Source organism: Sphingomonas sp. AAP5 (genome assembly GCF_004354345.1).
GTDB classification, from domain to species: Bacteria; Pseudomonadota; Alphaproteobacteria; order Sphingomonadales; family Sphingomonadaceae; genus Sphingomonas; species Sphingomonas glacialis.
Genome location: NZ_CP037913.1, coordinates 3,657,882 through 3,681,582, shown reverse-complemented (window position 1 = coordinate 3,681,582; position 23,701 = coordinate 3,657,882). Strand labels below are relative to the sequence as shown.

The 23,701-nt window shown below is 68.0% G+C and carries 26 protein-coding genes; 13 read left to right on the top strand and 13 right to left on the bottom strand.

All coding sequences use genetic code 11. The features are described 5' to 3' along the window. Positions 1-124: 124 nt before the first annotated feature. The 6 genes from pal to ybgC form a co-directional block, all read right to left on the bottom strand. On the bottom strand, positions 125-631 hold the full coding sequence (gene pal / locus E2E30_RS17025; protein ID WP_133191564.1) for a peptidoglycan-associated lipoprotein Pal: 507 nt from the start codon (positions 629-631) through the stop codon (positions 125-127). Between the two features lie 100 nt (positions 632-731). Further along, entirely contained in the window at positions 732-2,156 is a 1,425-nt protein-coding gene (tolB, locus tag E2E30_RS17020) for a Tol-Pal system beta propeller repeat protein TolB (protein WP_133191563.1), read from the bottom strand. Positions 2,157-2,165: 9 nt separating this feature from the next. Further along, positions 2,166-3,158: a cell envelope biogenesis protein TolA gene (locus E2E30_RS17015; RefSeq protein WP_133191562.1), complete on the bottom strand. Its 993-nt coding sequence runs from the start codon at positions 3,156-3,158 to the stop codon at positions 2,166-2,168. Beyond that, entirely contained in the window at positions 3,155-3,592 is a 438-nt protein-coding gene (gene tolR / locus E2E30_RS17010) for a protein TolR (RefSeq protein WP_133191561.1), read from the bottom strand. Before tolR ends, E2E30_RS17015 begins: the two co-directional genes overlap by 4 nt. A gap of 46 nt (positions 3,593-3,638) precedes the next feature. Next, on the bottom strand, positions 3,639-4,328 hold the full coding sequence (tolQ, locus tag E2E30_RS17005; RefSeq protein WP_189676644.1) for a protein TolQ: 690 nt from the start codon (positions 4,326-4,328) through the stop codon (positions 3,639-3,641). A gap of 8 nt (positions 4,329-4,336) precedes the next feature. Then, positions 4,337-4,822 carry a tol-pal system-associated acyl-CoA thioesterase gene (gene ybgC / locus E2E30_RS17000; RefSeq protein WP_133191559.1) on the bottom strand — a complete coding sequence of 162 codons (486 nt, stop codon included), beginning with the start codon at positions 4,820-4,822 and terminating at the stop codon, positions 4,337-4,339. Between the two features lie 113 nt (positions 4,823-4,935). On the opposite strand from ybgC, the gene E2E30_RS16995 reads away from it, so the two are divergent. From E2E30_RS16995 to E2E30_RS16980, 4 genes are read left to right on the top strand one after another with little or no spacing between them, the layout of a single operon-like run. Then, positions 4,936-5,355 (top strand): hypothetical protein, encoded by a 420-nt coding sequence (locus tag E2E30_RS16995; protein ID WP_133191558.1) that lies wholly within the window; start codon positions 4,936-4,938, stop codon positions 5,353-5,355. Then, positions 5,356-5,589 carry a helix-turn-helix transcriptional regulator gene (locus E2E30_RS16990; protein WP_133191557.1) on the top strand — a complete coding sequence of 78 codons (234 nt, stop codon included), beginning with the start codon at positions 5,356-5,358 and terminating at the stop codon, positions 5,587-5,589. After that, the gene (locus E2E30_RS16985) at positions 5,586-6,344 is read left to right on the top strand and encodes an ABC transporter ATP-binding protein (protein ID WP_133191556.1); all 759 of its coding nucleotides are present in this window, start codon (positions 5,586-5,588) and stop codon (positions 6,342-6,344) included. Before E2E30_RS16990 ends, E2E30_RS16985 begins: the two co-directional genes overlap by 4 nt. Before the next feature lie 8 nt (positions 6,345-6,352). Continuing rightward, complete coding sequence (locus tag E2E30_RS16980; protein WP_240698967.1) at positions 6,353-7,846, top strand: hypothetical protein; 1,494 nt, start codon at positions 6,353-6,355, stop codon at positions 7,844-7,846. A gap of 1 nt (position 7,847) precedes the next feature. Here E2E30_RS16980 and E2E30_RS16975 read toward each other — a convergent pair whose 3' ends face one another. The 3 genes from E2E30_RS16975 to E2E30_RS16965 all read right to left on the bottom strand — a co-directional run bounded on the left by E2E30_RS16975 (position 7,848) and on the right by E2E30_RS16965 (position 10,827). Continuing rightward, entirely contained in the window at positions 7,848-8,660 is an 813-nt protein-coding gene (locus E2E30_RS16975) for a hypothetical protein (RefSeq protein ID WP_206365602.1), read from the bottom strand. Positions 8,661-8,834: 174 nt separating this feature from the next. Then, positions 8,835-9,539: an NlpC/P60 family protein gene (locus E2E30_RS16970; protein WP_133191554.1), complete on the bottom strand. Its 705-nt coding sequence runs from the start codon at positions 9,537-9,539 to the stop codon at positions 8,835-8,837. A gap of 256 nt (positions 9,540-9,795) precedes the next feature. Beyond that, positions 9,796-10,827 (bottom strand): NAD(P)H-dependent flavin oxidoreductase, encoded by a 1,032-nt coding sequence (locus E2E30_RS16965; protein ID WP_206365601.1) that lies wholly within the window; start codon positions 10,825-10,827, stop codon positions 9,796-9,798. Between the two features lie 194 nt (positions 10,828-11,021). Here E2E30_RS16965 and E2E30_RS16960 point away from each other — a divergent pair, with 194 nt between their 5' ends. From E2E30_RS16960 to E2E30_RS16950, 3 genes are all read left to right on the top strand, one after another. Further along, positions 11,022-11,450, top strand: coding sequence for an endonuclease domain-containing protein (locus tag E2E30_RS16960; protein ID WP_240698966.1), 429 nt, complete (start codon positions 11,022-11,024; stop codon positions 11,448-11,450). Between the two features lie 185 nt (positions 11,451-11,635). Continuing rightward, positions 11,636-12,496, top strand: a complete 861-nt coding sequence (locus E2E30_RS16955) for an NAD(P)-dependent oxidoreductase (RefSeq protein ID WP_133191552.1) — start codon at positions 11,636-11,638, stop codon at positions 12,494-12,496. Positions 12,497-12,594: 98 nt separating this feature from the next. Further along, entirely contained in the window at positions 12,595-12,990 is a 396-nt protein-coding gene (locus E2E30_RS16950; RefSeq protein ID WP_133191551.1) for a hypothetical protein, read from the top strand. 17 nt (positions 12,991-13,007) lie between these two features. Here the strand turns inward: E2E30_RS16950 and E2E30_RS16945 are convergent, their stop codons facing one another. Then, the gene (locus tag E2E30_RS16945) at positions 13,008-14,282 is read right to left on the bottom strand and encodes an aspartate kinase (protein ID WP_133191550.1); all 1,275 of its coding nucleotides are present in this window, start codon (positions 14,280-14,282) and stop codon (positions 13,008-13,010) included. Between the two features lie 62 nt (positions 14,283-14,344). Here E2E30_RS16945 and ubiG point away from each other — a divergent pair, with 62 nt between their 5' ends. Beyond that, positions 14,345-15,082 carry a bifunctional 2-polyprenyl-6-hydroxyphenol methylase/3-demethylubiquinol 3-O-methyltransferase UbiG gene (gene ubiG, locus E2E30_RS16940; RefSeq protein WP_133191549.1) on the top strand — a complete coding sequence of 246 codons (738 nt, stop codon included), beginning with the start codon at positions 14,345-14,347 and terminating at the stop codon, positions 15,080-15,082. Positions 15,083-15,197: 115 nt separating this feature from the next. On the opposite strand, the gene E2E30_RS16935 is transcribed toward ubiG, so the two are convergent. Beyond that, the gene (locus E2E30_RS16935; RefSeq protein ID WP_133191548.1) at positions 15,198-16,730 is read right to left on the bottom strand and encodes an ABC transporter permease/substrate-binding protein; all 1,533 of its coding nucleotides are present in this window, start codon (positions 16,728-16,730) and stop codon (positions 15,198-15,200) included. Further along, the gene (locus E2E30_RS16930; RefSeq protein ID WP_133191547.1) at positions 16,727-17,506 is read right to left on the bottom strand and encodes an ATP-binding cassette domain-containing protein; all 780 of its coding nucleotides are present in this window, start codon (positions 17,504-17,506) and stop codon (positions 16,727-16,729) included. The genes E2E30_RS16935 and E2E30_RS16930 overlap by 4 nt, the downstream gene beginning before the upstream one ends. A 148-nt stretch (positions 17,507-17,654) precedes the next feature. Here E2E30_RS16930 and E2E30_RS16925 point away from each other — a divergent pair, with 148 nt between their 5' ends. Next, a complete protein-coding gene (locus E2E30_RS16925; protein WP_133191546.1) occupies positions 17,655-18,458 on the top strand; it encodes an SDR family oxidoreductase in 804 nt (267 codons plus the stop codon). Positions 18,459-18,470: 12 nt separating this feature from the next. Here the strand turns inward: E2E30_RS16925 and E2E30_RS16920 are convergent, their stop codons facing one another. Beyond that, the gene (locus tag E2E30_RS16920; RefSeq protein ID WP_133191545.1) at positions 18,471-18,764 is read right to left on the bottom strand and encodes a 4a-hydroxytetrahydrobiopterin dehydratase; all 294 of its coding nucleotides are present in this window, start codon (positions 18,762-18,764) and stop codon (positions 18,471-18,473) included. 50 nt (positions 18,765-18,814) lie between these two features. Between E2E30_RS16920 and E2E30_RS16915 the strand changes: the two genes are divergently transcribed. The 4 genes from E2E30_RS16915 to E2E30_RS16900 all read left to right on the top strand — a co-directional run bounded on the left by E2E30_RS16915 (position 18,815) and on the right by E2E30_RS16900 (position 23,678). Continuing rightward, the gene (locus tag E2E30_RS16915) at positions 18,815-19,228 is read left to right on the top strand and encodes a metallopeptidase family protein (protein ID WP_133191544.1); all 414 of its coding nucleotides are present in this window, start codon (positions 18,815-18,817) and stop codon (positions 19,226-19,228) included. Then, complete coding sequence (gene ccmA, locus E2E30_RS16910) at positions 19,225-19,809, top strand: heme ABC exporter ATP-binding protein CcmA (protein ID WP_133191543.1); 585 nt, start codon at positions 19,225-19,227, stop codon at positions 19,807-19,809. The genes E2E30_RS16915 and ccmA overlap by 4 nt, the downstream gene beginning before the upstream one ends. Then, positions 19,806-20,450, top strand: coding sequence for a heme exporter protein CcmB (locus E2E30_RS16905; protein WP_206365600.1), 645 nt, complete (start codon positions 19,806-19,808; stop codon positions 20,448-20,450). The genes ccmA and E2E30_RS16905 overlap by 4 nt, the downstream gene beginning before the upstream one ends. 132 nt (positions 20,451-20,582) lie before the next feature. Further along, positions 20,583-23,678: an efflux RND transporter permease subunit gene (locus tag E2E30_RS16900; RefSeq protein WP_133191542.1), complete on the top strand. Its 3,096-nt coding sequence runs from the start codon at positions 20,583-20,585 to the stop codon at positions 23,676-23,678. Positions 23,679-23,701: the final 23 nt, after the last annotated feature.

The following is a 23,701-nucleotide window of genomic DNA, read 5'->3' as shown; positions in this document are numbered from 1 at the left end:
CGTCGCCCCCATCCCCATCTTCGTCACCCCGGCCCCGTGCCGGGGTCCACCGTGCCACACATTCTACGACCGTAGGGCGCGCATCCGAGTGGACCCCGGGACGAGCCCGGGGTGACGGATCAGCTTAGTTCAGAACGATTGTCACCGCGCGACGGTTCTGCGCCCAGCTCGCTTCGTCCGAACCCAGCGCGATCGGGCGTTCCTTGCCGTAGCTGATCGTCGAAATCCGGCCCGGCGCGACGCCGCGTGCCGCGAGATAGTTCTTCGCCGAGAGCGCACGACGATCGCCGAGCGCCAGATTGTATTCGCGCGTGCCGCGTTCGTCGGCATGGCCCTCGAGGCTCACCGGCGTGTTGGGATAGCGCGCGAGCCACGTCGCCTGGCTGTCTAGGATCGACCGCGCACGGTCATCGAGGCTGTAGCTGTCGAGCGCGAAATTGACGGTGTTGCTCGTCACCGACCGCTCGAAATCGGCGCGCGAGCCGGGAACGATGGCGCCCTGCCCGCCCGAGCCGCTCTGATCGGTTACCGCCCCGGGCGCGGGCGGGAGCTCGGCGGGGCGCTTCTTGCTGCACGCGGTGGTCGCGAGCAAAGCGGTAGCAATCAGCAGCGTCGTGGTCAGTTTCGCCATAGCGGCTTCTCCCAGAGGTAAAAGGTCGTTTCGGGCACAGACCGAGGTAAGCCAACGGCTTCGCCCGGTCGCAACGGTGAGTCAAACGCTTGGCTTGATATCAGGGGCGTAACGGTCCCCAGGCGGGATCGGATCCATCGAGCACCGTCGGAACGCGCCGGACATTGACCCCGGTGAGATCGACCGACCACAGATCGGCCCGCCCGCCGCCGCCCATCCCTGAGCGGAAGAACATGATGACGCGGCCGTTGGGCGACCAGCTCGGGCCCTCGTCCTGCGCGCCGTCGGTGAGCAATTGCTCGTTGCCGCCCGCCGGGCTCATCACGCCGATGCGGAACGATCCGCCGATCTTGGTATAGGCGATGAGGTTCCCGCGCGGGCTCCACACCGGGGTCGCATAGCGCCCGCTGCCGAAGCTGATGCGCTGCTGCGACGATCCGTCGGCATTCATCACATAGAGCTGCTGCGTGCCCGAGCGATCGCTCTCGAACACGATTCGGCCGCCATCGGGCGAATAGGTCGCGCCGGTGTCGATCCCGGGCGAATCGGTCAGCCGCTGCGGACTGCCGCCCGTGAAGGCTACACGGTAGATATCGGTATTGCCGCCGACCGCCATCGAGAACAGCACGAAGCGGCCATCGGGCGAGATGCGCGGCGCGAAGGTCAGGTTGGCGCTCGCCACGAGCAGCCGCGACGATCCGCTCGCCAGATCATAAACGTAGATCGCGGGGCGATCCTTGAGATAGCTCATATAGACGATCGAGCGCTGGTCGGGCGAGAAGCGCGGCGTCAGCGAGATCGCCTGGCCGTTGGTCAGGAAACGGTGGTTGCCGCCATCCTGGTCCATGATCGCGAGCCGCTTGATGCGCTTGCCCTTGGGGCCGGTCTCCGAGATGTAGACGACGCGGCTGTCGAAATAGGGGCCTTCGCCGGTCAGCTTCGAATAGACCATGTCGGCGCATTTGTGCCCCGCGCGACGCCATTCGCTCGGCGGCACGACAAAGCCCTGCCGCGCGATCTCGGCGCGCGACGAGACGTCGTAGAGATAGCAGCCGACCGTCAGCGTTCCGTCGCCATTGGCGCGGACGAACCCCTGGACGAGCGCGGAGGCGCCTGCCGGCCCCCAGTAATCAAAGGTCGGCGCGGTCACTTCGGGATAGGCGATCGGATGGAGCGCGTCGCCGCCGAGTGGCTTGAATAGCCCCGAATTGCGCAGATCGGTGGTGACGATATCGGACAATTGCCGGCCGAGTTCGTCGGTGCGGCCGGCAGCCGTGCTGACCGCCTCCGACGTCGGCATCACCGGGATCGCGATGCCGAGCGGCGCCGAGACCCCGCCAACGACATCGACGACGAGCTCGCCCTGCTGCTGCGGGTTGGCCGCGCCCGCCTGCCCGCCAGCCTGCGGCGCGCTCTGCGGGCTGTTCGGGAACGGCACCGGCAGCGGCGCCGATCCCGTTTGCGCAAGGGTCGCCGCGGGCACCGCGGCCAGAGCAAGCGCGAGGATCGTCTTGGGGAGCATCATCGTCTTTCCTCAGCCGGGAAGTTTGTAGCGCAGGATAAAGGTCTTCCACCCGCGTGGCACGTCGTAAAGCTCGGGCGGAAGCCCACGCAGCGGCGCGCAGCCGGCGAAGGTCGCGATCGCGTTGCGATCGACCGTGTCGACATAGCGGCGGTTCTCGTCATCGACCCCGCCATGATCGTCCGACACGGTCGGCCGCCCAGCGAGCGACCCGTCGCGGTTGAGCGAGAGGCGGATCGTCACGACGATACGCGACGCGCCGGGGCCGGGATTGACCTGCCGATCGGCGCACGGCTGGACCTGGCGGCGGATCGCCGAGCCGATGTCGGCGGCGGCCTTGGCATCCATCGTCGCGCCGGGCGCGGCTTCGGAGGCCTTGGCCTTGGAGGGCGACTGCGTCAGGCCCTTGCGGAAATCATCGTCGAGCAGCGAGCCCGTCGGCTTGGCCTTGGTCGCCTTTGGATTGGTACCCGTCGCCTTGGCGGTCGCCACCGCCTTGGTCGACGCCGCGCTCTTGGCGGGTGCGGCCTTCGCGGGCGCGGCCTTGGCGGGTGCCGGCTTGGCAGCGGGCTTGTCGGCCGCCTCCGATTTCTCGGCGGCGGGTTTTTTGGGCGCAGGCTTGGGCTTCGGGGCGGGCTTGGGCGGCGGCACTGCGTCGGGCTTGGGCTCGGGTTTGGGCGCTGGCTTGGGTGCAGGCTTCGGCGGCGCGGGCTTGGGTACCACCGGCGCAGGCTTGGGTGGAGCCGGCTCGGGCGCGACCTCTTCCGCTTCGGGCGGCGGCGCCTCGGCGGGGGGCCCGGGATCGGGCGCGGCGGATTGCGCAGGCGGCTCAGGCGCGGCGGGTGCGGTCTGGTCGAGCGCGACGTCGTCGACCAGCGAGACTTCGATCGGCTTGTTCATCGGCGGCGGGGTAGGCGCGCTGCTCCAGGCAAGCGACAAGAGCGCGAACAACGCGACATGGCCGAGCACGGCCGCCCCGAGTCCGTATCGCTCCGATCGCGTCATTGGCCGTCCTGGCCCACCGTCACCAGCGCAACGCGGTTATAGCCGGCGCGGTTGAGCTCGCCCATCACGCGCATGACGTGCCCGTAATCGAGCTTGCGGTCGGCGCGCAGGAAGACCTGTGGCGGCTTGGCCGGATCGCCCTTGGCGGCAAGCTGGGCGAGCACGTCGGGGAGCATCGCTTCGCTCAAGGGATCCTTGTCGAGAAACAGCTTACCCGCGCCGTCGAGCGACAGGACGAGCGGCTTCTGGTCCTGGTCGAGCGCCTTCGCGCGGCTGTCGGGCAGCGTCACGGGCACACCTGCGGTAAGCAACGGCGCGGTGACCATGAAGATGATCAGCAGCACCAGCATCACGTCGACCAACGGGGTGACGTTGATGTCGGCCATCGGCGCGCGACGCCCGCGGCCGCGCTGGGAGGGGAGGTTCATCGACATGACTCACGCCCCTCCCGCAGGCGGGAGGGGGATTTGCCGCAGCCCCTCACCGGCGCACCTCACTCTCGAGCTGCCGGCTGAGCGTCGCGTGGAAACCGTCGGCGAAGCGGTTGAGCCGCGCCTCGATGCGGTTGATGCCATGCGAAAAGCGGTTGTACGCAATCACCGCCGGGATCGCCGCGAACAGCCCGATCGCGGTCGCGAACAGCGCCTCGGCGATGCCCGGCGCGACGACGGCAAGCGAGGTGTTCTGCGCCTGCGCGATGCCGGTGAAGCTGCGCATGATCCCCCACACCGTGCCGAACAACCCAACGAACGGCGCGACCGAGCCGACGGTCGCGAGGATGTTCAACCGATCGGACAGCTGGTCGATCTCATTGGCGACCGCCGCGCCCATCGCCGTCGCAAGCCGCTCGCGCGTGCCGCCGCGGTCGACTTGCCCGCCAACGGTCGAACGGCGCCACTCGGCGACGCCCGCGGTGAACACGCGCGCGATCGGCAGATCGCTCTCATTGTGCAGCCGGTGGAAGGCGTCGATATCCTCGGCCTTCCAGAAATCGCGCTCGAATGCCGCGGTCTTGCGTCGCGTGGCGCCGAGCCGGAAGAAGAAGCCGAGGATCACCGCCCAGGTCCACACGCTCGCCGCCAACAGCCCGATCATTACCGTCTTCACCACCCAGTCGGCCTGGAGGAACAGCGCGATCGGCGACAGCGTCGTTGCATCGGTGTTGAGCATGATTTCGTTCACGTGGCGCTATCCCCTGATCCCATCGCGCGTTCGCCCATCGCTTGGGCAAACGCCGCGATCCATTCCTTCGGCTGGCGCAGCGGCCGGCCCGTTGTCGCGACCAAGGCCGCGGTGACGTCTGCCTCGGTGAGTATCGTCTCGCCGCGCATGACTCGTTGCTGAATATCGACCGATGCCGCGCGGACATTCTGGAGCGTCGTCAGGACAATCAGCGCGTCGTCGAGTTTGGCCGGCGCGCGATACCGGATCGCGAGCGCGGTCACCGCATAGGCTCCACCGCCGGCTTCTTGATGCGCGCGCTGGTCGATCCCGACGACGCGCAACATGTCCGAGCGCGCACGCTCCATGTAGCGCAGGTAATTGGCGTGATAGACGATTCCCGAAAGATCGGTGTCCTCGAAATAGACGCGCAGCGGAAACCGGTGGACGGTTCCGACGATGCGGCCTTGCGCGGGCTGATCGAGGTCGCTGGCCGTCGTCATGCCCCGGCTGTTAATCTAACCGGGCAAGCGAGGGAACCCTTTACGGCGCTTGCGGCGATGTAACACTTAGGTTACATGTAACCCGTAGGTTACGACTCGAAAGGGGAATGATGATGGGAATGATCGAACTCGCCGAACGCAAGGCGCGCGCGCGCGCGCTTGGCCTATACGCCTTTGCGGGCCTCACCGTCGTATTGCTTGGCCTCACCTTCGCGACATCGCGGGGCTCCTTCTTCCAGGGCATGTGGTTCGGCTTCACGCTCGTCTCGGTGCTCTATCTCTCGCCGCTGGTGACGCGCTTGAAGAACGGCCCGCTCGCACAATTGCTCGAGGACGAGGTCACGCGCGAGCACCGCCGCGCAAGCAGCGCGATCGGCTTCTGGGCGGGCCTGCTCGCCGCCGCCGCGATGCTTGCGATCGGCGACGTGCCCGGACTGCTCTCGGCAAGCGACAGCGCGCGGATCATCTTCACCACGGCGATCGTCGCGGCGCAGGTCCGGCTCGCGACGCTCGAACTGCAGGCCGCGCGCTGAATGGCCGAAACACTCCACAACACGCTCAAGGCCGAACGCGAACGGCTCGATCTGACGCAGGCCGCGCTTGCCGAGCGCGTCGGCGTCAGTCGCAAGACGATCAACACCGTGGAGAATGGAATCTTCGTTCCCTCGACGATTCTCGCGCTGAAACTCGCCGTCGCGCTCGATCGTCCCGTCGAGACCCTGTTTCGGCTGGACGATCCGAGTGTATCGCCTAAACAGGACACATGAGCGATTTCTCTTCCCCTTTGGCGCTGCGGATCAGAGGCTTGGCCAAGGCGTTCGACAAGCCCGTCATCGCGGGGCTCGACCTCGATATCGCCGCGGGGCAGCTCTATGCGCTGCTCGGGCCCAACGGCGCCGGCAAGACGACGACGCTGCGGATGGTCGCCGGGCTCGCCAAGCCAGACGCCGGATCGATCGAGATCTTCGGCGTCGACGCACGCCGCGATCCGCTCGGTGCCAAGGCGATCACCGCGTGGCTGCCCGACGAGCCGATGCTCTACGACAAGCTCAGCCCGCTCGAATATCTCGCCTTCGTCGCCGGGCTGTGGCGGATGGACCCGGCGCATGCCGCGCAGGAAGCCGACCGGCTGCTCCACTGGCTCGACCTGTGGGAGCAACGCGACACGCGCTGCGAAGGTTTTTCGCGCGGCATGCAGCAGAAGGTCGCGCTTGCCGGCGCGCTGATCCACGATCCGCAACTGCTGATCCTCGACGAACCGCTGACCGGGCTCGACGCGAGCATGGCGCGCTCGGTCAAGGACGCGCTGCGCGCGCAAGTCGATGCCGGCAAGACCGTGATCGTGACGACGCACATCCTCGAAGTCGCCGAGCGGATGGCCGACCGGATCGGCATCATTGGCGGTGGCAAGCTGCTCGCCGAGGGCACGCTCGATGATCTGCGCGATCGTGCGGGGACCGAGGGGATGACGCTCGAGGACACGTTTATCCGCCTGACCACGCCGGACGCCGTCGCCGCGTGAACTGGGCGATGCGTCACGTCCCGCCGGGCGCGTTCGGCTGGCTCGCGCTGAACGAAGTGCGGCTGGCGGTGCGCGCCCGCAGTTCCAGCGGGCGGCGGGGCTTGCTCGCGCGGCTCGGCGCGACGCAGGTGATCGGCTGGCTGCTGATCGCGGCATGGCTGGCGATCGGCTGCCTGATCGGCTGGGCGGCGCGCGACACCGCGATCCCCGTCCTGCCCGAACTGCGCATCGCCGCGCTTGGCGTGAGCGGGCTCATGCTGAGCTTCATGACCGCGCAAGCGGTCCTCGGCAGCCAGCGCAGCCTGTACGACACGGGCGACCTGGCTCTGCTCTTCTCGGCGCCGATTCCCGAAAGCAGCGTGCTGCTCGCCAAGATGCTCGGCATCGCCGCGACGATCGCGCTGACCTATGCCGTATTGCTGTTGCCGATCGTCGTGCCCGTCGCCGTGCTCGGTCACCCCCAACTGTTCGGCGTGGTGGCGCTGCTCGTCGCGCTCGCCTTGACCGCGAGCGCCCTCGGGATCGCGCTGACGCTCGCGGTCGCGACGCTGGTCGGCCCACGGGCCGCGCGCACTTTCGGGCAGATCCTTGCGGCGTTGCTCGGCGGCGCGGTGTTCCTCGCCTCGCAACTCTATCCGCGCGCCGACCACAAGGGCAGCGCGATGGTCGCGCACTTCGAGCGGCTGCGTGCCAGCGGGTTCGGCACGCACGGCTTGAGCAGCCTGCCGGGGCGCGCCGCGTTCGGCGATCCGCTGGCGATCGCGATCCTGCTTGGCGTCGCGCTGCTGCTTTTTGCGAGTGCGGGGCTGACGCTCCAGCGGCTGTTCCTGTCGGGCTATCAAGACGGCGGCAACCGCCCGTCGCGCAGCAAGCCGACCGGCCGCGCGAGCCAGCGGCTGTTCCATGCCGGGCTGACGCGATCGATCTTCGCCAAGGAATGGCGGCTGCTCGCGCGCGATCCGGCGCTTGCTTTCCAGATCGTGATGCGGCTGATCTACATGGCGCCGCTCGTGCTCGCGATGCTCGGCAGCCGCCATGCGGTGCCGGTGCCGCCAGCCCTCGCCTTTGCCAGCGTCCTGATCGCGAGCCAGCTCGTCGGCAGCTTTGCCTGGCTGACGGTGTCGGCGGAGGATGCGCCCGATCTGCTCGCAGTCGCGCCGGTCAGCAAGGACCAGATCAACCGCGCGAAGCTGCTTGCGGCGTTTGCGATGGCGGCGCCGTTCGCGCTGGTGCTGCCGATCGGGCTCGCCTGGCAGACGCCGCTTGGCGCGCTGATCACCGTAATCATGACCGCGCTCGGCGGCGCGGGTGCGGGCTATGCCGAGCTCAAGCTCGGAAAGCCGAGCCAGCGCAGCAGCTTCGCGCGGCGGCGGCAAGGCGGCGTCATTGCCGGCTTGGCGTCGGTCGCGATCGCCGTTGTGTTCGGCGGCGGGGCGGCCATCGCGGTCTATCTCGTCTCGGGCGACCTCGGCGCGCTGCGCATGGTCGTCGGCCAGCGCTGACTCAGCGGCGCGGGCGCGTCGCAGCGAGCGTGCGCGGCGCACCACCGTGGACTTCGCGCCCCTCGGGATCGGGCAGCAACGCGACTTGATCGAGCTGGATCCACGGCGTCGCGGGCGTCGATGCCAGCGTCGCGCGCGGCGCTGCGCGTCGCTGCGCGACGATCGGCGGCGGCGCTGGTGCCGTGATCGCAGCCGGCGCTGCGCCCGCGCGCCAGCGATCGTAGCGCGCGTAGAAATCGGTAAAGGCGCCGTCGAGCACCGGCAGGCGCGCCGCCGCGAAGGCGGGGAACGCTGCGGGTGCGATCGTCTCGCTCTCCGCGAGGATCTGCGTCGCCGACGCGCAGAAGGTGTCGTGCGCAAAGCCCTGCGAGAAGAAATTGTAGAGCACGGTCATCGCATGGTCGTAGCGCGCGCGCCACGCGGTCCCGCCGCTGCCGCGATATTCGTCGGCGAGCCTTGCTTCGGAGTCGCGCAAGACGCTGCTCTGGCGCGTGAGGATTGCATTGTAGCGCGCGGCGACGAGCGCATCGCCGGGGCCGCGGCACGCGAGCGCCGCGACGTTGAGCCCGGCGCGAAAGTGCCAGACGGTCGCCGCTGCGCTGAGCGCGCGATTGGGCGTGGCGTACGATCCGTCGGCGAGGCGCGCGGGGATCGGCATTCCGGGATAGCTGCCCGCAGGGGGCGCCGTGGCGGCGATCGCCACGGGGGGCGGCGTGACCGTCGCGACCGATGGCAAGCGATGCGATGCGCATCCGCTCATCACCGCGACGCCAGCCAGCAACAGCGCGGACGCCGAAATTCGAATCGATCTCATCACGCAACTCCAGTCCGGGACTTGGGTGTCGCATGACAGGGTTAATGCGGCGTTACCGGGCGGAGGTCGGCGATGCCGAGACGCTGTGATCCGCGCGCTCGACCAACCGCTGCCGGGGAACGACGAGGCTGCGGGCGTAAGCTCGGCACTTGAACCGATGGACCGTGCGCCGCGTCAGACTTCGACCTGGTTGCCGACACCCGGAACCTGGGCGAGCACCGGCCCGCCCGTCGCCGGCAGGGCGGTTATCGGCCACCGCGCCGCAAGGAAGCGCGCGCGCGGCTTGCCGATGATCGACACCGCGTTGCCCTGATTGCCGCCAAGGATCAGGAAATCGCCGACTTGGTCTTCGCCGACATAGAAGCCGACATGGCCTTTGCCGCTGTCCTCCGACTCGCGCCAGAACACCATGATAGCGCCCGGCTGCGGCGCGACTTTCTTGCCGAATGTCTCATACGACCGCGCGCCGAGCGGGTTGCGGACGAGCGGCTCGCGCGGCAGTTGCGACGCGACACAATGGCCGACGAAGAGCCCGCACCACGGGACATCGTCATCGTCGTATGCGATGTGCAGATCGCGCGCCCATTGCAGGATCTGCTGGTTGCTGCCGGCGCCAGTATCTTCCTTCAACCCGAGCAGGCGATGCGCCTCGGCAAGCCAGGGGATCGTCGAGGCGAGCGTCAGCGTCGCGGGATCGGTGCCGGGAATCAGCTTGGCGAGCGTCTGCCGCCCGACGATCCCGTCGGGCATCAGTCCTGTGGCGGACTGGAATGCCAGGATCGCGGCGATCGTCTTTCGCCCGCGCACGCCGTCGATCGGCCCGGGATCGAAGCCCTTTGCCTGCAGCGCCTCCTGCACATCGAGCAAGTTCGTCGTCATCGGCCAACCCCATCAAGAGTATCGATAGACGCTGTACGACGCTAAACAGTATCCGATGGATCGTTGGTCATGACCAACGACTCGAGATCGATGTCTTGTGACATATTTCAGGGCTTTTTACCAGCGCCGCCAAATATAGTGGCGGCGGGTCGACCGAGACACGGAAGGACCTCGGCGCAATTAACACCCCTGATATTGACCTAATTTGTATCTTTAACTTGTGTAAGGCGAACGCCGCACGCGTCGCGCGCAACCTTTAGGCTGCGCGCTGCTCGAGCGCCGCCGCAGCCTCGGCCATCAGCACCGCGATGATCTCGGCGACGGGCTCTTCCTTGGTCACCATCCCGACCGACTGGCCCGCCATCAGGCTGCCATGCTCGACATCGCCGTCGATCACCGCGCGGCGCAGCGCGCCCGCCCAATAATGCTCGATCTGCAATTGCGCCTCGGCCATCGCGACCTTGCCCTCGTCGAGCAGTTGCGCGACTTCGCGCTGCTTGGCGGTGAACAGGTCGCCGCCGGCATTCTTGAGCGCGCGCACCGGGATGACGGGCAGGCGCGGATCGATCTGCACGCTCGCCACCGCATCGCGGGCAGATGCGCGCAGGAACGCCTTCTTGAAATTGGCATGCGCGATGCTCTCGGTCGCACAGACGAAGCGCGTGCCGAGCTGGACGCCCGCCGCGCCCATGTCGAGATACGCCGCGATCCCCTCGCCGCGGCCGATCCCGCCCGCCACGAAGACCGGCACCTTGTCGGCGACTTCGGGGAGGATTTCCTGCGCGAGCACGCTGGTCGACACCGGGCCGATATGCCCGCCCGCCTCCATCCCCTCGACGACGAGCGCGTCGACGCCCGAGCGGATCAGCTTCTTGGCGAGCGACAGCGCGGGGGCAAAGCAGATCAGCTTGGCGCCATTCGCCTTGATCGCATCGATCGAGCCCGTCGGCGGGAGGCCGCCCGCAAGCACGACATGGCCCACGCCGTGGCGGTTGCACACGTCGATCAGGTCGAACAGCGCTGGGTGCATCGTGATGAGGTTCACGCCGAACGGCTTGTCGGTCAGCGTCTTGGTCGCGGCGATCTCGCGGTCGAGCAGCTCGGGCGTCATCGCGCCGCATGCGATCAGCCCGAAGCCGCCCGCGTTCGACACCGCGGCGACGAGGTTGCGCTCTGACACCCACGACATCGCACCGCACAGGATCGCGACCTCCGAGCCAAGAAATGCGGAACCGCGCGCCATGCGCCGGGCGAGGCGCGCTGCGCCGGTCGAGGAGATTTCGTTCATGCGCGCAGGCCTAGCCGCGCGCGGGGCTTTGGGGCAAGCCCGCGTGGTGGTGGTCAGTGTGCGGATGCTCGGCCTGGGCGTTGCTGGAGGGGAAAAGGCCCTCACCCAACCCTCTCCCGCGAAGGGCGGGAGAGGGCTGACGCGCGGCGGGCCGCCTGCCCCCTTCCTAGCCCTCTCCCGCTTGCGGGAGAGGGTTGGGTGAGGGCCTTCTTTCTAGTATAATCAACCCCATGCCGCCGATCCGCCGCCAGATCAGCCCTCACGCCGCACGCCTCCGCCGGGAGCGGACCGATGCGGAGGATCGCTTCTGGCAAGCGGTGCGCAACCGGCAGCTCGACGGGTTCAAATTCCGGTTCCAGCATACGATCGGCGGATATGTCGCCGACTTCGTGTGTCTCGAGGCGATGGTCATCGTCGAGATCGATGGGAGCCAGCATTCGGAGCAGGCCGACGCTAGCCGCACTGCTTTTCTCGAGTATCAGGGCTTCACGATCCTGCGCTTCTGGAACACCGAAGTGCTGACCAATCTGGAGGGTGTTGCCAGCGTCGTTCATGCGGCTTTGCTTGAAAGAAGAAGAAGAAAGCCCTCACCCAACCCTCTCCCGCAAGCGGGAGAGGGCTAGAAGGGCAGGAAGGGCAGGAAGGGCTTGAAAAGATGCAGCCGGCCCGCAGCGCGCAAGCCCTCTCCCGCCCTTCGCGGGAGAGGGTTGGGTGAGGGTCTTCTTCTTCCTTCGACCACATCCGACCCCGGAACCTCCCCCCCCGCCAAACGCTTGCGCTTGCAGCTTCTCCAGACAGGATCCTCAACATGCAGATCGGTTTCATCGGGCTCGGCAAGATGGGCAGCGCCATGGCCGTCAACCTCGCCAAGGCGGGGCATCAGGTTCACGCGTGGAACCGCTCGCCGGTCGACGCAGCCGAAGTCCCCGGCGTCACGATCGTCGACAGCGTCGCTGCCGCGCTCGACACCGAAGTCGTGTTCACGATGCTCGCCGACGATGCCGCGATCCGCAGCGTGTTGCTCGACTCGGGTGCACTCGACTCCGCCCGCGCCGGGTTGATCCATATCGTCGCCGCGACGATCTCGGTCGCCTTCTCCAAGGCACTCGCGGCAGACCATGCCGAGCGCGGCCTGGCGTACGTCGCCGCCCCCGTCTTCGGCCGCCCCGATGCCGCCGCCGCGGCGCAGCTCAACGTCGTCGTCGCAGGGCCCGAAGACGCTGTTGCCACCATCACCCCGTTGCTCGAGACGCTCTCGACCAAGGTCTGGCCGCTCGGCACCGACCCCGCCCAAGCCAATGCCGCCAAGATCGCGGGCAACATGATGATCACCATGGCGATCGAGGCGATGTCCGAGGGCGTCGCGCTGGCGGGCGACAATGGTGTCGCGGCCGACACCTTCCTCGACTTGATGACCGGCACGCTGTTCGGCGCACGCGCCTATCAAAGCTATGCGCCCAAGATCGTCTCGGGCGATTTCACGCCGGGCTTCAAGATGAAGCTCGGCCTCAAGGACCTGCGGCTCGCGACCGAGCTCGCCGATGCGGCGCAGATCACGCTGCCGGTGCTCGACGCGGTGCGCACGCGGATGGATGTCGCGGTCGATGCCGGGATGGGCGAGCAGGACTGGTCGGGCATCGCGAGCCGGCCGTACGCGCGGAAAGAATGATCGGGTGTCTCGCTCGGAAATAGCCGGGCTTCTGCAGAGGTTTGCCATCGTTCCGCCGCGATCTGTCGCCACTCCGTACGCAGTGCGGAGGATGGCCGATGTCGGTGGTGCTGATGCTGATCCTCCAGAGCGCGGGCGCGGCCTTGCCGATCGACTTCGATCTCGCGCATTTGCCCGCGCGCGACCGCCTCGCCATCCTGCAACGCTGCGCCGCGGCGTCGACCTCCGCCGCCATCATCGTCTGCGCCTCGCGCCACGATCGCACGCCGGTGGCGGCCGACGAAGGCTGGGCCAATCCCGACGAGGAGCCCGACGACGCGCGCGTCACACGCGGCACCGGCATGGCGGCGCTGACCCCGGTTGGCGCGTGCGGTATGTTCGCCGGCCAGCGCGACTGCAACAAATTCGAGATGCGCCACTTCGGCTATGACCGCGGGCGCGATCCGGTGACGTTCGTGGGCAAGCTCGCGACCAAGCTGCTCGGCCACAACTGAGCGCGCCGCGGCGCGGTTCAGGCCGCGACGTCCTCCGCCTCGAGGCCATAGGCGGTGTGCAGCACGCGCACCGCGAGCTCGGTATAATCCTCCTCGATCAGCACCGAGACCTTGATCTCGCTGGTCGAGATCGCCTGGATATTGATGCCGCGCTCGCCGAGCGTGGTGAACATCGTCGAGGCGACGCCGGCATGGCTGCGCATCCCGACGCCCACCACCGAGATCTTGGCGACGCGCGTGTCGTGGACCAGCTCGGCGAACCCGATCGCCTCGCGCCCCTGGTTGAGCACTTCGATCGAGCGCGCGAGATCGGCGGCCGGAACGGTGAAGGTCACGTCGGTCGACCCCGCGGCATGCGCGATGTTCTGGATGATCATGTCAACGTTGATGTTCGCCTGCGCGAGCGGCGCGAAGATCGCCGCGACCGCGCCGGGCTTGTCGGGCACCGCGACCAGCGTAATCTTGGCTTCGTTCTTGTCGTGCGCGATGCCGGTGATGAGCTGGCTTTCCATATCGTCGATCTCCTCCCAAAACTCATCCTCGCCCACGATCATCGTGCCGGGCAATGTATCCGCCATCGGTGCATCCTCGCCGGTGAACGAAGACAGCACTTGAACGCGCACGCCTTCCTTCATCGCGAGGCCGACCGAGCGGGTCTGCAACACTTTCGCGCCGACCGAGGCCAGCTCGAGCATTTCCTCGTACGTCACCTTCTTCAGTTTGCGCGCACGCGGCACGATGCGAGGATCCGTGGTGTAGACGCCGTCGACGTCGGTGTAGATGTCGCAGCGGTCGGCCTTCATCGCCGCCGCCATCGCGACCGCCGACGTGTCCGATCCGCCGCGGCCGAGTGTCGTCACGCGGCCATGTTCGTCGACGCCCTGGAAACCCGGGATCACCGCGACTTCACCCGCGGCGAGGCTCGCCTCGAGCGCTGCCATGTCGATGTCCTGGATGCGCGCCGAGGCATGCGCGTCCGAGGTCGAGATGGCGAGCTGCCAGCCGAGCCAGCTGCGCGCGGGCACGCCCGCCGCCTGCAGCGCGATCGCCAGCAAGCCACTGGTGATCTGCTCGCCCGCCGAGACGACGACGTCATATTCCTTGGGATCGTAAAGCGACGACGCCTCGCGGCAGAAGCCCACGAGCCGGTCGGTCTCGCCCGCCATCGCCGAGACGACCACCGCGACCTGATTGCCCGCCGCCACTTCGCGTTTCACCCGCGCGGCGACGCTGCGGATACGTTCGATCCCGGCCATCGAGGTGCCGCCGAATTTCATCACGATACGGGCCATGAGTGGCAGAAGTCCTTGTGGTGGGGCTTGGGCTATGCGGGCGGTCCTGATAGAAAGCGGGCATGAACAGCGCAACCGTAACGTCTGCAACCACTATCGACCCGGCCGAGGCCGCCCATTTCGGCGCGATGGCGGCGGAATGGTGGGATCCCAAGGGCTCGTCGGCGATGCTTCACCGCTTGAACCCGGTGCGGCTGCGCTATCTGCGCGAACGGATCGACGCGCACTGGCTCGGCGATGACACGGGCTTCACGCCGCTCGCCGGCAAGCGCGCGCTCGATGTCGGGTGCGGCGCAGGGCTGCTGTGCGAGCCGCTCGCGCGGCTGGGTGCGGCGGTGACGGGGCTCGATGCGGCGGCGGAGAATGTCGCGGTGGCGGCGACGCACGCCGTGCAATCGGGGCTGGCGATCGCCTATCGCACCGGCAGCGTCGAGGATCTGGCGGGCCAGACGTTCGATCTGGTGACGAGCCTCGAGGTGATCGAGCATGTCACCGATCCGGCGGGGTTCGTCGCCGGGCTGGCGCGCGCGCTGGCGCCGGGCGGGCTGCTGGTGCTGTCGACGCCGAACCGTACCGCGCTGTCGCGGTTGGCGCTGATTACCTTTGCGGAAGGGACCGGCACGATCCCGCGTGGGACACACGATTGGGACAAGTTCCTGACGCCCGAGGCGCTGACCGAGCTGGTCGTCGCGGCCGGGCTCAAGGTTGTCGATGTGCGGGGGCTGGGCTTCTCGGTGGCGAAGGGCTTCGTGCTGAGCGACGACACCAAGCTCGATTATTTCGTGACCGCCACCCGCTAATTTCCTCCCCTCCCCTTCAGGGGAGGGGGCGGGGGTGGGGCCGTGCCTCGCAGAGACCTAGCGCCCGTTACGTCCCCACCCCAACCCCTCCCCTGAAGGGGAGGGGCTAAGCACGCTACAACCCGACCTTGCGCTCCAGCCAGCGCGCCGCGGCATCGGGCGTCGCCTTGTCGGCATCGCGATCGACCTGGTAATTCGCCGCGCGCATCGCCTCGACCGGGATTCGCCCGACCATCGGCTGCAGCGCGGCGACGAATTTCGCATCTTTCGCCCGCCCGGGCGCGACCATCAAGATCGCGTCATACCCCGGAATCGCATGGCGCGGGTCGCTCAGCACGGTGAGATGCTGCGCCGCGATCCGCCCGTCGGAGGAGAAGGCCGAGATCACATCGGCCTGCCCGCTCGCCAGCGCCTGGTACATGAAGGTCGGGCTATAGGCGTGCGACGCGCCGAACTTGAGCGGATAGGCGCGCTGCACCGCCGCCCATTCGGGCCGCTCGAGAAATTCGAGATCGGCGCCGAGCGTCAGTTGCGGCGCGACCCGCACGAGATCGTCGAGCGATGCGACTCCCTTCGCCTTGGCCGCCGCGCCCTTCATCGCAAAGGCATAGGCATTCTCGAACCCCAGCGCGCCGAGCAGCCGCACCTGCGCCGTCTTCGCCGCCCAGTCGCCGATCGCCGCGACCATCGTGGGGCGTGGCGGAATGTCGCGGCGCTTCATCTCGTTGGTCCAGATCGTGCCCGAATAATCGACATAAACGTCGATCGCGTCGGTCTTGAGCGCGCCGAACACCACCGCCGAACCGAGCCCGTCGCGATATTGCACATGGTAGCCCGCACGCTCGAGCCGGTGCCCGATGACGCGCGCGAGGATATATTGCTCGCCGAAATTCTTCGCGCCGATCGTGATCGTATCGCCCGAACGCGGCCACAGCGGCGTCAGCGCGAGCAGCACGCCGACGAGCAGCACGCCGCTTGCCGCCCACACCCGGCCACGCTTGCGCTGCGCGATGCCGCGCTCGATCAGCCCGAGCAACGCATCGACCGCGAGCGCGAGCGCCGCGGCGCTGAGGCAGCCGGCGAGCACCAGCGCCCAGTTCTGCGTCTGCAGCCCGGCAAAGATCATGTCGCCAAGGCTCGGCTGCCCGACCGTGGTCGACAGCGTCGCGGCACCGATCGTCCAGACAGCCGCGGTGCGGATCCCCGCCATCAGCACGGGCGCGACGAGCGGCGCCTCGACCAGCCGGAGCTTCTGCCACGAGGTCATCCCGACGCCATCGGCCGCCTCGATCACCGCGGGGTCGAGCCCGAGCAGCCCGGTCACGCCGTTGCGCAGGATCGGCAGCAGCGCATAGAGCGTCAGCGCGAGCAGCGACGGCAGGAAACCGAGCGCTGGGATCCCGCCGCCGACCAGCCCCGACACGAACAGCAGCAGCGGATAGAAAAGCGCGAGCAAGGCAAGACTCGGCACGGTCTGGACGAGGCTCGCAAAGCCGAGCGCCACGCGCGCGACACCGGGCTTTCGCGCCGACCAGATCGCCAGCGGCAGGCTGATCGCAAGCCCGAGCAGCAGCGCCGACGCCGCCAGCAACAGATGCGCCGCAAGCAAAGGCGGGACGCGCGTAAGTGCTTCGACGAACGGGCTCATGCGCCTGGTTCCAGCGCCTGCAATTTGCGCGCTTGTTCGCGCGGCACCGCGACCAGCGCCGCGGCGACGGGCCCGCCCTCCCCCGCGAGCAGCGCCTTTGGCGTGGCATCGGCGACGATCCGCCCCTTGTCCATCACTAGCACGCGGTCGGCGAGGATCAGCGCCTCGGCCATGTCGTGCGTCACCATGATCGTCGTCAGGCCGAGTTGGTCGTGCAGCTGCCGGATCGCGGTCCCGAGCTGATCGCGCGTCACCGGATCGAGCGCGCCGAACGGCTCGTCGAGCAGCAGCAGCCCCGGCGCGGTCGCGAGCGCGCGCGCGACGCCGACGCGCTGGCGCTGCCCGCCCGACAGCGCATCGGGGCGGCGCAGTGCGAATTCGCGAGGCAGTTCGACCAGATCGAGCAATTCGGCGACGCGTTCGGCATGCATCTTCTCGCCTGCCAGCCGCAAACCGATCGCGATGTTTTCGCCCACCGTCATATGCGGAAACAGCCCGATATTCTGGAAGACATAGCCGATCCGCCGGCGCAGGACATGCGCCGGCTCGTCACCGACGCCCACGCCGCCGATGCGGACCTCGCCCGCGCTGGGCGCGATCAGGCGATTGATCATCTTGAGCAAGGTCGACTTGCCCGACCCCGAGCTGCCGACCAGCGCGACGAAGCTCCCCCCCGCAATCTCGACCGACACGCCGTCGACCGCGATCGTCCCGCCGGCATACGCTTTGGTGACACCATCGAAGGCGACGGCGGGGCCGGGGGACTGGACTGACATCGCACGCTTTGTGCGGGAGCTTTGCGGGAGCGTCAAACCTTGGTTCGCCCGGGCTTGTCCCAAGCGCCCGCGTATCGCACACTCGCCGCCAACGCTTGAGCGGCCCGGGCATGTCGGGACGAAACGGGCATGACGGATAGGATGCAACATGACCGACACCACAAAGGCGATCTTCATTACGGGCGGCGGTTCCGGGATCGGCCAGGCGACCGCCAAGCTGTTCGCGGCGCGCGGCTGGCGGGTCGGGCTCGCCGACGTCAACACCGCCGGGCTCGCCGCCACCGCCGCGATGCTGCCCGCCGGGATGGTCGAGACCTACACGATGGACGTGCGCGACCGCGACGCCTGGGTCGCGCACCTCGACGCCTTCACCGCGACGACGGGCGGCCGGCTCGACGTCTTGTTCAACAATGCCGGGATCGGCTCCGGCGGCCCGATCGCCGAGATGAGCTTCGACGATCTCGACCGCGTCGTCGCGATCAACCTCGTCGGCGTGCTCAACGGCGCCAAGATCGGCTACCCCTATCTCGCGCGCACGCCGGGATCGTGCCTGCTCAACACCGCGTCGGCGTCGGCGATCTACGGCTCCTCGGGCCTGCCGGTCTATTCGGCGACCAAGTTCGGCGTCCGCGCGCTGACCGAGGCGCTCGACGGCGAATGGTATGGCGCCGGGATCAAGGTGCGCGATCTCGTCCCGAGCTTCATCGACACGCCTTTGCTCGCGACGCCCGCGGGCAACAGCAATTATTCGATCAAGCAAGTCGTCACCAACGCCGGGCTCGAGCTGACCAACGTCGACAAGGTCGCGCAGGCGGCGTGGGATGCGGTCCACGGCGACAAGGTCCACACCTATGTCGGCAAGACCGCCGACAAGATGGCGTTCGCCGCGCGCTGGATGCCGGGCAGCTTGCGCAAGCGGATGCGCCGTGGGACGATCGGCTCGGCCCAATAATCAGCCCAATAATCAGCCAAGCAAAGCGTCGATCGCCTCGGCCAGCGCCACGTCCTTGTGCGACAATCCGCCTGCGTCATGCGTGGTGAGCAGCACGTCGACGCGGTTCCACACGTTCGACCATTCGGGATGGTGATCGGCCTTCTCCGCGAGCAGCGCGACGCGCGTCATGAAGGCGAACGCCTCGCTGAAATCGGCGAAGGTGAAGCGCCGCGTGATCGCGTCGCGCGCCTCGTCATAGTCCCATTCGTCGAGCGTATCGAGCGCCTCTGCCCGGTCGTCTTCGCTCAGCGGTTCAACGTGCACGCTTGCTCTCCTGCTGGCGCACGGCGCGCCTTCGCCGTAAGGCATAGCCAATGCCGCCCGCCGATCAACCGCGTAACCCGCCCGACGCCGCCACGATCGAAGCGATCGCGCGCGCGACGATCGCCGGGCTCCCCGCCGAGTTCCGCGCGCACCTCGGCGATGTCGTGCTGATCGTCGAGGATCTCGCCGATGACGAGACGCTCGACGCGCTCGGCATCGCGCATCCGCTCGATCTGACCGGGCTCTATCACGGCCGCCCGGTCGGCGAGAAATCGTCGATGGACAGCGGTGGCCTGCCCGACCGGATCCATCTCTATCGCCGCGCGATCCTCGACGAATGGATCGAGACCGGGATCGATCTCAACGCGCTCGTCGCGCACGTCACGATCCATGAGATCGGGCATCATTTCGGGCTGTCCGACGACGACATGCACGCGCTCGAGGATTCGGCGGGCGCTGCGTGACGCCGCTTTTTGCTTTTCGCGACGTGGCCTGCGTCCGGGGTGGACGGATGCTGTTCGAACACGTCTCGTTCGCCGTCGCGCCGGGGGGCGCGGTGCTGGTGTCGGGGCCGAACGGGGTCGGCAAGTCGAGCCTGATCCGCATCGCGGCGGGCTTGCTGCGGCCGGCCGACGGCGAGGTCACCGTCCCGCCGCACCGCGCGCTGATGGCCGAAGCCGCCGCGCTCGATGCTGCGCGACCGCTCGGCGCGGCGCTGCACTTCTGGGCGACGCTCGACCCCTCCCCAGCGAGCGCGACCGAGCGCGTTGCAAAGGCGCTCGAAGCCGTCGGGCTTGCCGCAATCGCCGCGGTCCCGGTGCGCCTCCTCTCGACCGGGCAGCGGCGGCGCGCGGCGCTGGCGCGCGTCGTGGCGAGCGGTGCGCCGTTGTGGTTGCTCGACGAGCCGGCCAACGGCCTCGACGTCGCGAGCGTCGGCCTGCTCGAAGCGCTGATCGCAACGCACCGCGCCGCTGGCGGCGCGGTCGCCGTGGCGACGCATCTGCCGATCGCGCTGCCCGATGCGATGCCGGTGGTGCTCGGATGAGCGGCCTGCTTGCCCTCGTCGCGCGCGACGTGCGGATCGCCTGGGCAAGCGGCGGGATCGTCAATGCGCTCGCCTTCTTCCTGCTCGTCACGATCCTCTTTCCGTTCGCGGTCGGCCCCGACACGGCGTTGCTCGCGCGGATCGGCGGCGGGGTGATCTGGGCGGCGGCGTTGCTCGCCGCGCTGATGCCGGTCGAGCGACTGATCGGCCCCGACGCCGAAAGCGGCGTGCTCGACCAAGTCTCGGTGCGCGGGTTCAGCATGGCGGCGGTCGCCACCGCGAAGATCGCGGCGCACTGGCTCGGCTTCGGTCCGCCCTTGATGGTCGCCACGGTGCTGGCCGCCGGGCTGCTCGGATTGCCGGCGGAGACGCTGGCGGCGGTCGAGCTCGGGTTGCTGATCGGCACGCCCGGCCTCGCGGCGCTCGCGGTGGCGACATCGGCACTGGTGACGGGGTTGCGCGGGGCAGGCGCGGTCGCGGGGCTCGTGATGCTCCCGCTCGCGGTGCCGCTGCTGATCTTCGGCGCAGGCTCGATCGAAGGCGGCGTGCAGGCGGTCAAGCTGCTCGGCGCGGTGAGCCTCGTGCTGCTAGCGGGTGCGCCGTTCGTCGCGGGTGCGGCGATGCGCGGAAGCATGGAATGATTCGCGCGCTGAACACCTGACAATGGTCACCGCAGATTTCGCTATGTGTTGCTGATATAGTACACTATATCGCAGGCGATCCTAATCGCACGGAATGCCGGCCATGCTCACCCCAATGATGTCGTACCGCCTGTGAGCTTCCGCAACATCTCGGCCTGGTCGATCCGCAACCCGATCCCGGCGCTGGTGCTGTTCGCGATGCTGACCGTCGCAGGCATGGTCAGCTTCGCGCGGATGCAGGTCAACGACAATCCCGACATCGATTTCCCGGTGGTGATCGTCTCGGTCAGCCAGCCCGGCGCGGCGCCGAGCGAGCTCGAGAACCAAGTCACGCTCAAGATCGAAGCCGCGGTGCGCAGCCTCGCCGGGATCGACCAGATCAACTCGACCGTGTCGGAGGGCCAGTCGACCACCGTCATCCAGCTCGCGATCGGCACCCCGATCGACCGCGCCGTCGAGGACGTCCGCGGCGCCGTGCAGCAAGTGCGCAGCGCCTTGCCCGACGGGATCCTCGAGCCGCAGATTTCGCGCGCCGACACGACCGGCAACGATCTCGCGAGCTATGCCGCGATCGGCACCGACATGACGATCGAACAGCTCAGCTGGTATATCGACAATACCGTGGCGAAGGAGCTGCTGTCGGTCCCCGGCATGGCCAATGTCGATCGCAACGGCGGGGTCAATCGCGAGATCCGCGTGATCCTCGATCCGCTCAAGCTGCAGGCGCAAGGACTCACCGCGGGCGACGTCAATTTGCAGTTGCGCCAGATCAACCTCAATGCGGCGGGTGGGCGTGCGCAGATCGCGGGATCGGAACAGGCGGTCCGCGTGCTCGGCAACGCCCACACCGCGTCCGAGCTCGGCCGCACGCTCATCAGCGCTGGCAACGGGCGGACGGTCAAGCTCGACGATCTCGGCGTCGTGCGCGATCTCTATGCCGAGCAACGCTCGGCCTCGGCGCTCGACGGGCGACCGGTGCTGAGCTTCGATTTCCAGCGCGCCAAGGGCGGATCGGACGTGTCGGTGTTCCACGGCGCCGAGGCCAAGCTCGCCGCGCTCGAGAAGCGTTTTCCCAAGGTGCATTTCAAGCTGATCTTCAACCAGGTCAAATATACCGAGATGCAATATCACTCGGCGATCGACACGATGATCGAGGGTGCGGTGCTCGCGGTGATCGTCGTGTTCGTCTTCCTGCGCGACTGGCGCTCGACCGTCATCTCGGCGCTCGCGATCCCGCTGTCGGCGATCCCGACCTTCTGGGTGATGGACCTGATGGGCTTCACGCTCAACGGCATCAGCCTGCTCGCTTTGAGCCTGGTTGCGGGCGTGCTGGTCGACGATGCGATCGTCGAGATCGAGAATATCGTGCGCCACATGCGGATGGGCAAATCCGCCTATCAGGCCTCGATCGACGCCGCCGACGAGATCGGCCTCGCGGTGCTCGCCACCACGATGGCGATCGTCGCAGTGTTTCTGCCGGTCGGACTGATGCCGGGGATTTCGGGCCAGTTCTTCAAGAATTTCGGGCTGACGATCGTCGTCGCGGTGCTGATGAGCCTTGCCGTCGCGCGTCTGATCACGCCGATGATCGCGGCCTATTTCCTCAAGGCGCAAGGGAGCCATGCGCATGGCGAGGGGCGGATCATGGACGTCTATATGGCGGTGCTGCGCTGGACGCTGATGCACCGCTGGTCGGCGGTGGTCGGCGGGATGGCGGCTCTCGCGCTGACGGTGGTGTGCGCGGGCGCGCTGCCGATGACCTTCCAGCCCGACCAGGACAACGATGCCTCGACCGCGACGATCGAACTCGTCCCCGGCTCGACGCTCGCGCAGACGCAAGCCGTGGTCGATCAAGTCGCGCAGCTGCTGAAGCGCCAGCCCGATGTCGAAACGACCTATCAGCGCGCAAACGTCGGCAGCGGGCGCGTCACCGCGATCTTCAAGCCCGGCAAGACGCAATCGAGCAACGCGTTCGAACGCGCGCTCGCCCCACAGCTCGCGCAGATCGCCGATGCGCGCGTCGCGTTCCGCTCGAACAATGGCGGCAGCAGCGGGCGCGATTTGTCGATCACGCTGGCGGGCTCGGACCCCGATTTGCTGCGCAAGACCGCGGTGACGCTGGTCGGCCAGATGGGCCGCCTCCCGACGGTCACCGCGCCGCGCATCATCGGCGATCTGCAACGCCCCGAAATCGTCATCACGCCGCATATGGATCTCGCGGCGAGCATGGGCGTCACCACCGCGGCGCTGTCGAGCGCGATCCGCGTCGCGACGCTCGGCGACATCGACCAGAACAGCGCCAAATTCTCGCTCAGCGACCGGCAAGTCCCGATCCGCGTCGCGCTCGACCAGAATGCGCGCACGCGGCTCTCGACGATCCAGAATTTGCCGGTGCAGACCGCGAGCGGCGGCTCGGTCCCGCTCGGGCTGCTCGCCGCGATCAGCTTCGGCGCGGGGCCGACCAAGATCGAGCGCGTCGCGCAGCAGCGCCAGATCACGATCGGCGCCGATCGCGCGCCGGGCGTCGTCAGCGGCACCGCGATGGAGCAGATCAACGCGCTGCCGATCCTGCGCAACCTGCCGATCGGCGTCGGCAAGCTGACGCTCGGCCAGCAGAAGTTCGAGACCGAGATGATCAACAATTTCATCGCCGCAGTGGTGTCGGGCATCCTGCTGGTGTTCGCGGTGCTGGTGCTGCTCTATCGCCGCATCCTCGCGCCGTTCGTCAATCTCGGCTCGTTGATGCTCGCGCCGCTCGGCGGATTGCTCGCGCTGCTGGTGACGGGCAACCCGATCTCGATGCCGGTGCTGATCGGCTTGCTGATGCTGCTCGGCATCGTCGCCAAGAACTCGATCCTGCTGATCGATTTCGCGCTCGAGGAAATGGCGAAGGGGGTCGATCCGTTCGTCGCGATCCTCGATGCCGGGCACAAGCGCGCGCAGCCGATCGTGATGACGACGGTGGCGATGGTCGCCGGCATGGTGCCGACCGCGCTGTCGCTCGGCGGCGACGGATCGTGGCGCGCGCCGATGGGAATCACCGTGATCGGCGGGTTGTTGCTCTCGACCGTGCTGACGCTGGTGATCGTGCCGGCAAGCTTCAGCCTGGCGATGGGGATCGAGCGCTGGATCGGCCCGCGGCTCGGGCGGCGGTTGCTGACCTATCGGCCCGAGGAGACCGCGCTGGCGGTGCGATCGAGCACATACCGGCACGCGCACCTGCAATAGCCGCGGACGCGGCGGCGGCGGGG

Bases quoted from the DNA above. Each gene is read 5' to 3' on its own strand.
- E2E30_RS16985 (WP_133191556.1), top strand. From the start codon at position 5,586: ATGAGCGATTTCTCTTCCCCTTTGGCGCTGCGGATCAGAGGCTTGGCC.
- E2E30_RS16990 (WP_133191557.1), top strand. From the start codon at position 5,356: ATGGCCGAAACACTCCACAACACGCTCAAGGCCGAACGCGAACGGCTC.
- tolQ (WP_189676644.1), bottom strand. From the start codon at position 4,328: ATGCTCAACACCGATGCAACGACGCTGTCGCCGATCGCGCTGTTCCTC.
- E2E30_RS16970 (WP_133191554.1), bottom strand. From the start codon at position 9,539: ATGACGACGAACTTGCTCGATGTGCAGGAGGCGCTGCAGGCAAAGGGC.
- E2E30_RS16955 (WP_133191552.1), top strand. From the start codon at position 11,636: ATGCAGATCGGTTTCATCGGGCTCGGCAAGATGGGCAGCGCCATGGCC.
- ubiG (WP_133191549.1), top strand. From the start codon at position 14,345: ATGAACAGCGCAACCGTAACGTCTGCAACCACTATCGACCCGGCCGAG.
- E2E30_RS16945 (WP_133191550.1), bottom strand. From the start codon at position 14,282: ATGGCCCGTATCGTGATGAAATTCGGCGGCACCTCGATGGCCGGGATC.
- E2E30_RS16925 (WP_133191546.1), top strand. From the start codon at position 17,655: ATGACCGACACCACAAAGGCGATCTTCATTACGGGCGGCGGTTCCGGG.
- E2E30_RS16935 (WP_133191548.1), bottom strand. From the start codon at position 16,730: ATGAGCCCGTTCGTCGAAGCACTTACGCGCGTCCCGCCTTTGCTTGCG.
- tolR (WP_133191561.1), bottom strand. From the start codon at position 3,592: ATGTCGATGAACCTCCCCTCCCAGCGCGGCCGCGGGCGTCGCGCGCCG.
- E2E30_RS16930 (WP_133191547.1), bottom strand. From the start codon at position 17,506: ATGTCAGTCCAGTCCCCCGGCCCCGCCGTCGCCTTCGATGGTGTCACC.
- E2E30_RS16995 (WP_133191558.1), top strand. From the start codon at position 4,936: ATGGGAATGATCGAACTCGCCGAACGCAAGGCGCGCGCGCGCGCGCTT.
- E2E30_RS16980 (WP_240698967.1), top strand. From the start codon at position 6,353: ATGCGTCACGTCCCGCCGGGCGCGTTCGGCTGGCTCGCGCTGAACGAA.
- E2E30_RS16950 (WP_133191551.1), top strand. From the start codon at position 12,595: ATGTCGGTGGTGCTGATGCTGATCCTCCAGAGCGCGGGCGCGGCCTTG.
- E2E30_RS16905 (WP_206365600.1), top strand. From the start codon at position 19,806: ATGAGCGGCCTGCTTGCCCTCGTCGCGCGCGACGTGCGGATCGCCTGG.
- ybgC (WP_133191559.1), bottom strand. From the start codon at position 4,822: ATGACGACGGCCAGCGACCTCGATCAGCCCGCGCAAGGCCGCATCGTC.
- pal (WP_133191564.1), bottom strand. From the start codon at position 631: ATGGCGAAACTGACCACGACGCTGCTGATTGCTACCGCTTTGCTCGCG.
- E2E30_RS16965 (WP_206365601.1), bottom strand. From the start codon at position 10,827: ATGAACGAAATCTCCTCGACCGGCGCAGCGCGCCTCGCCCGGCGCATG.
- E2E30_RS17015 (WP_133191562.1), bottom strand. From the start codon at position 3,158: ATGACGCGATCGGAGCGATACGGACTCGGGGCGGCCGTGCTCGGCCAT.
- tolB (WP_133191563.1), bottom strand. From the start codon at position 2,156: ATGATGCTCCCCAAGACGATCCTCGCGCTTGCTCTGGCCGCGGTGCCC.
- E2E30_RS16915 (WP_133191544.1), top strand. From the start codon at position 18,815: ATGCCGCCCGCCGATCAACCGCGTAACCCGCCCGACGCCGCCACGATC.
- E2E30_RS16975 (WP_206365602.1), bottom strand. From the start codon at position 8,660: ATGAGATCGATTCGAATTTCGGCGTCCGCGCTGTTGCTGGCTGGCGTC.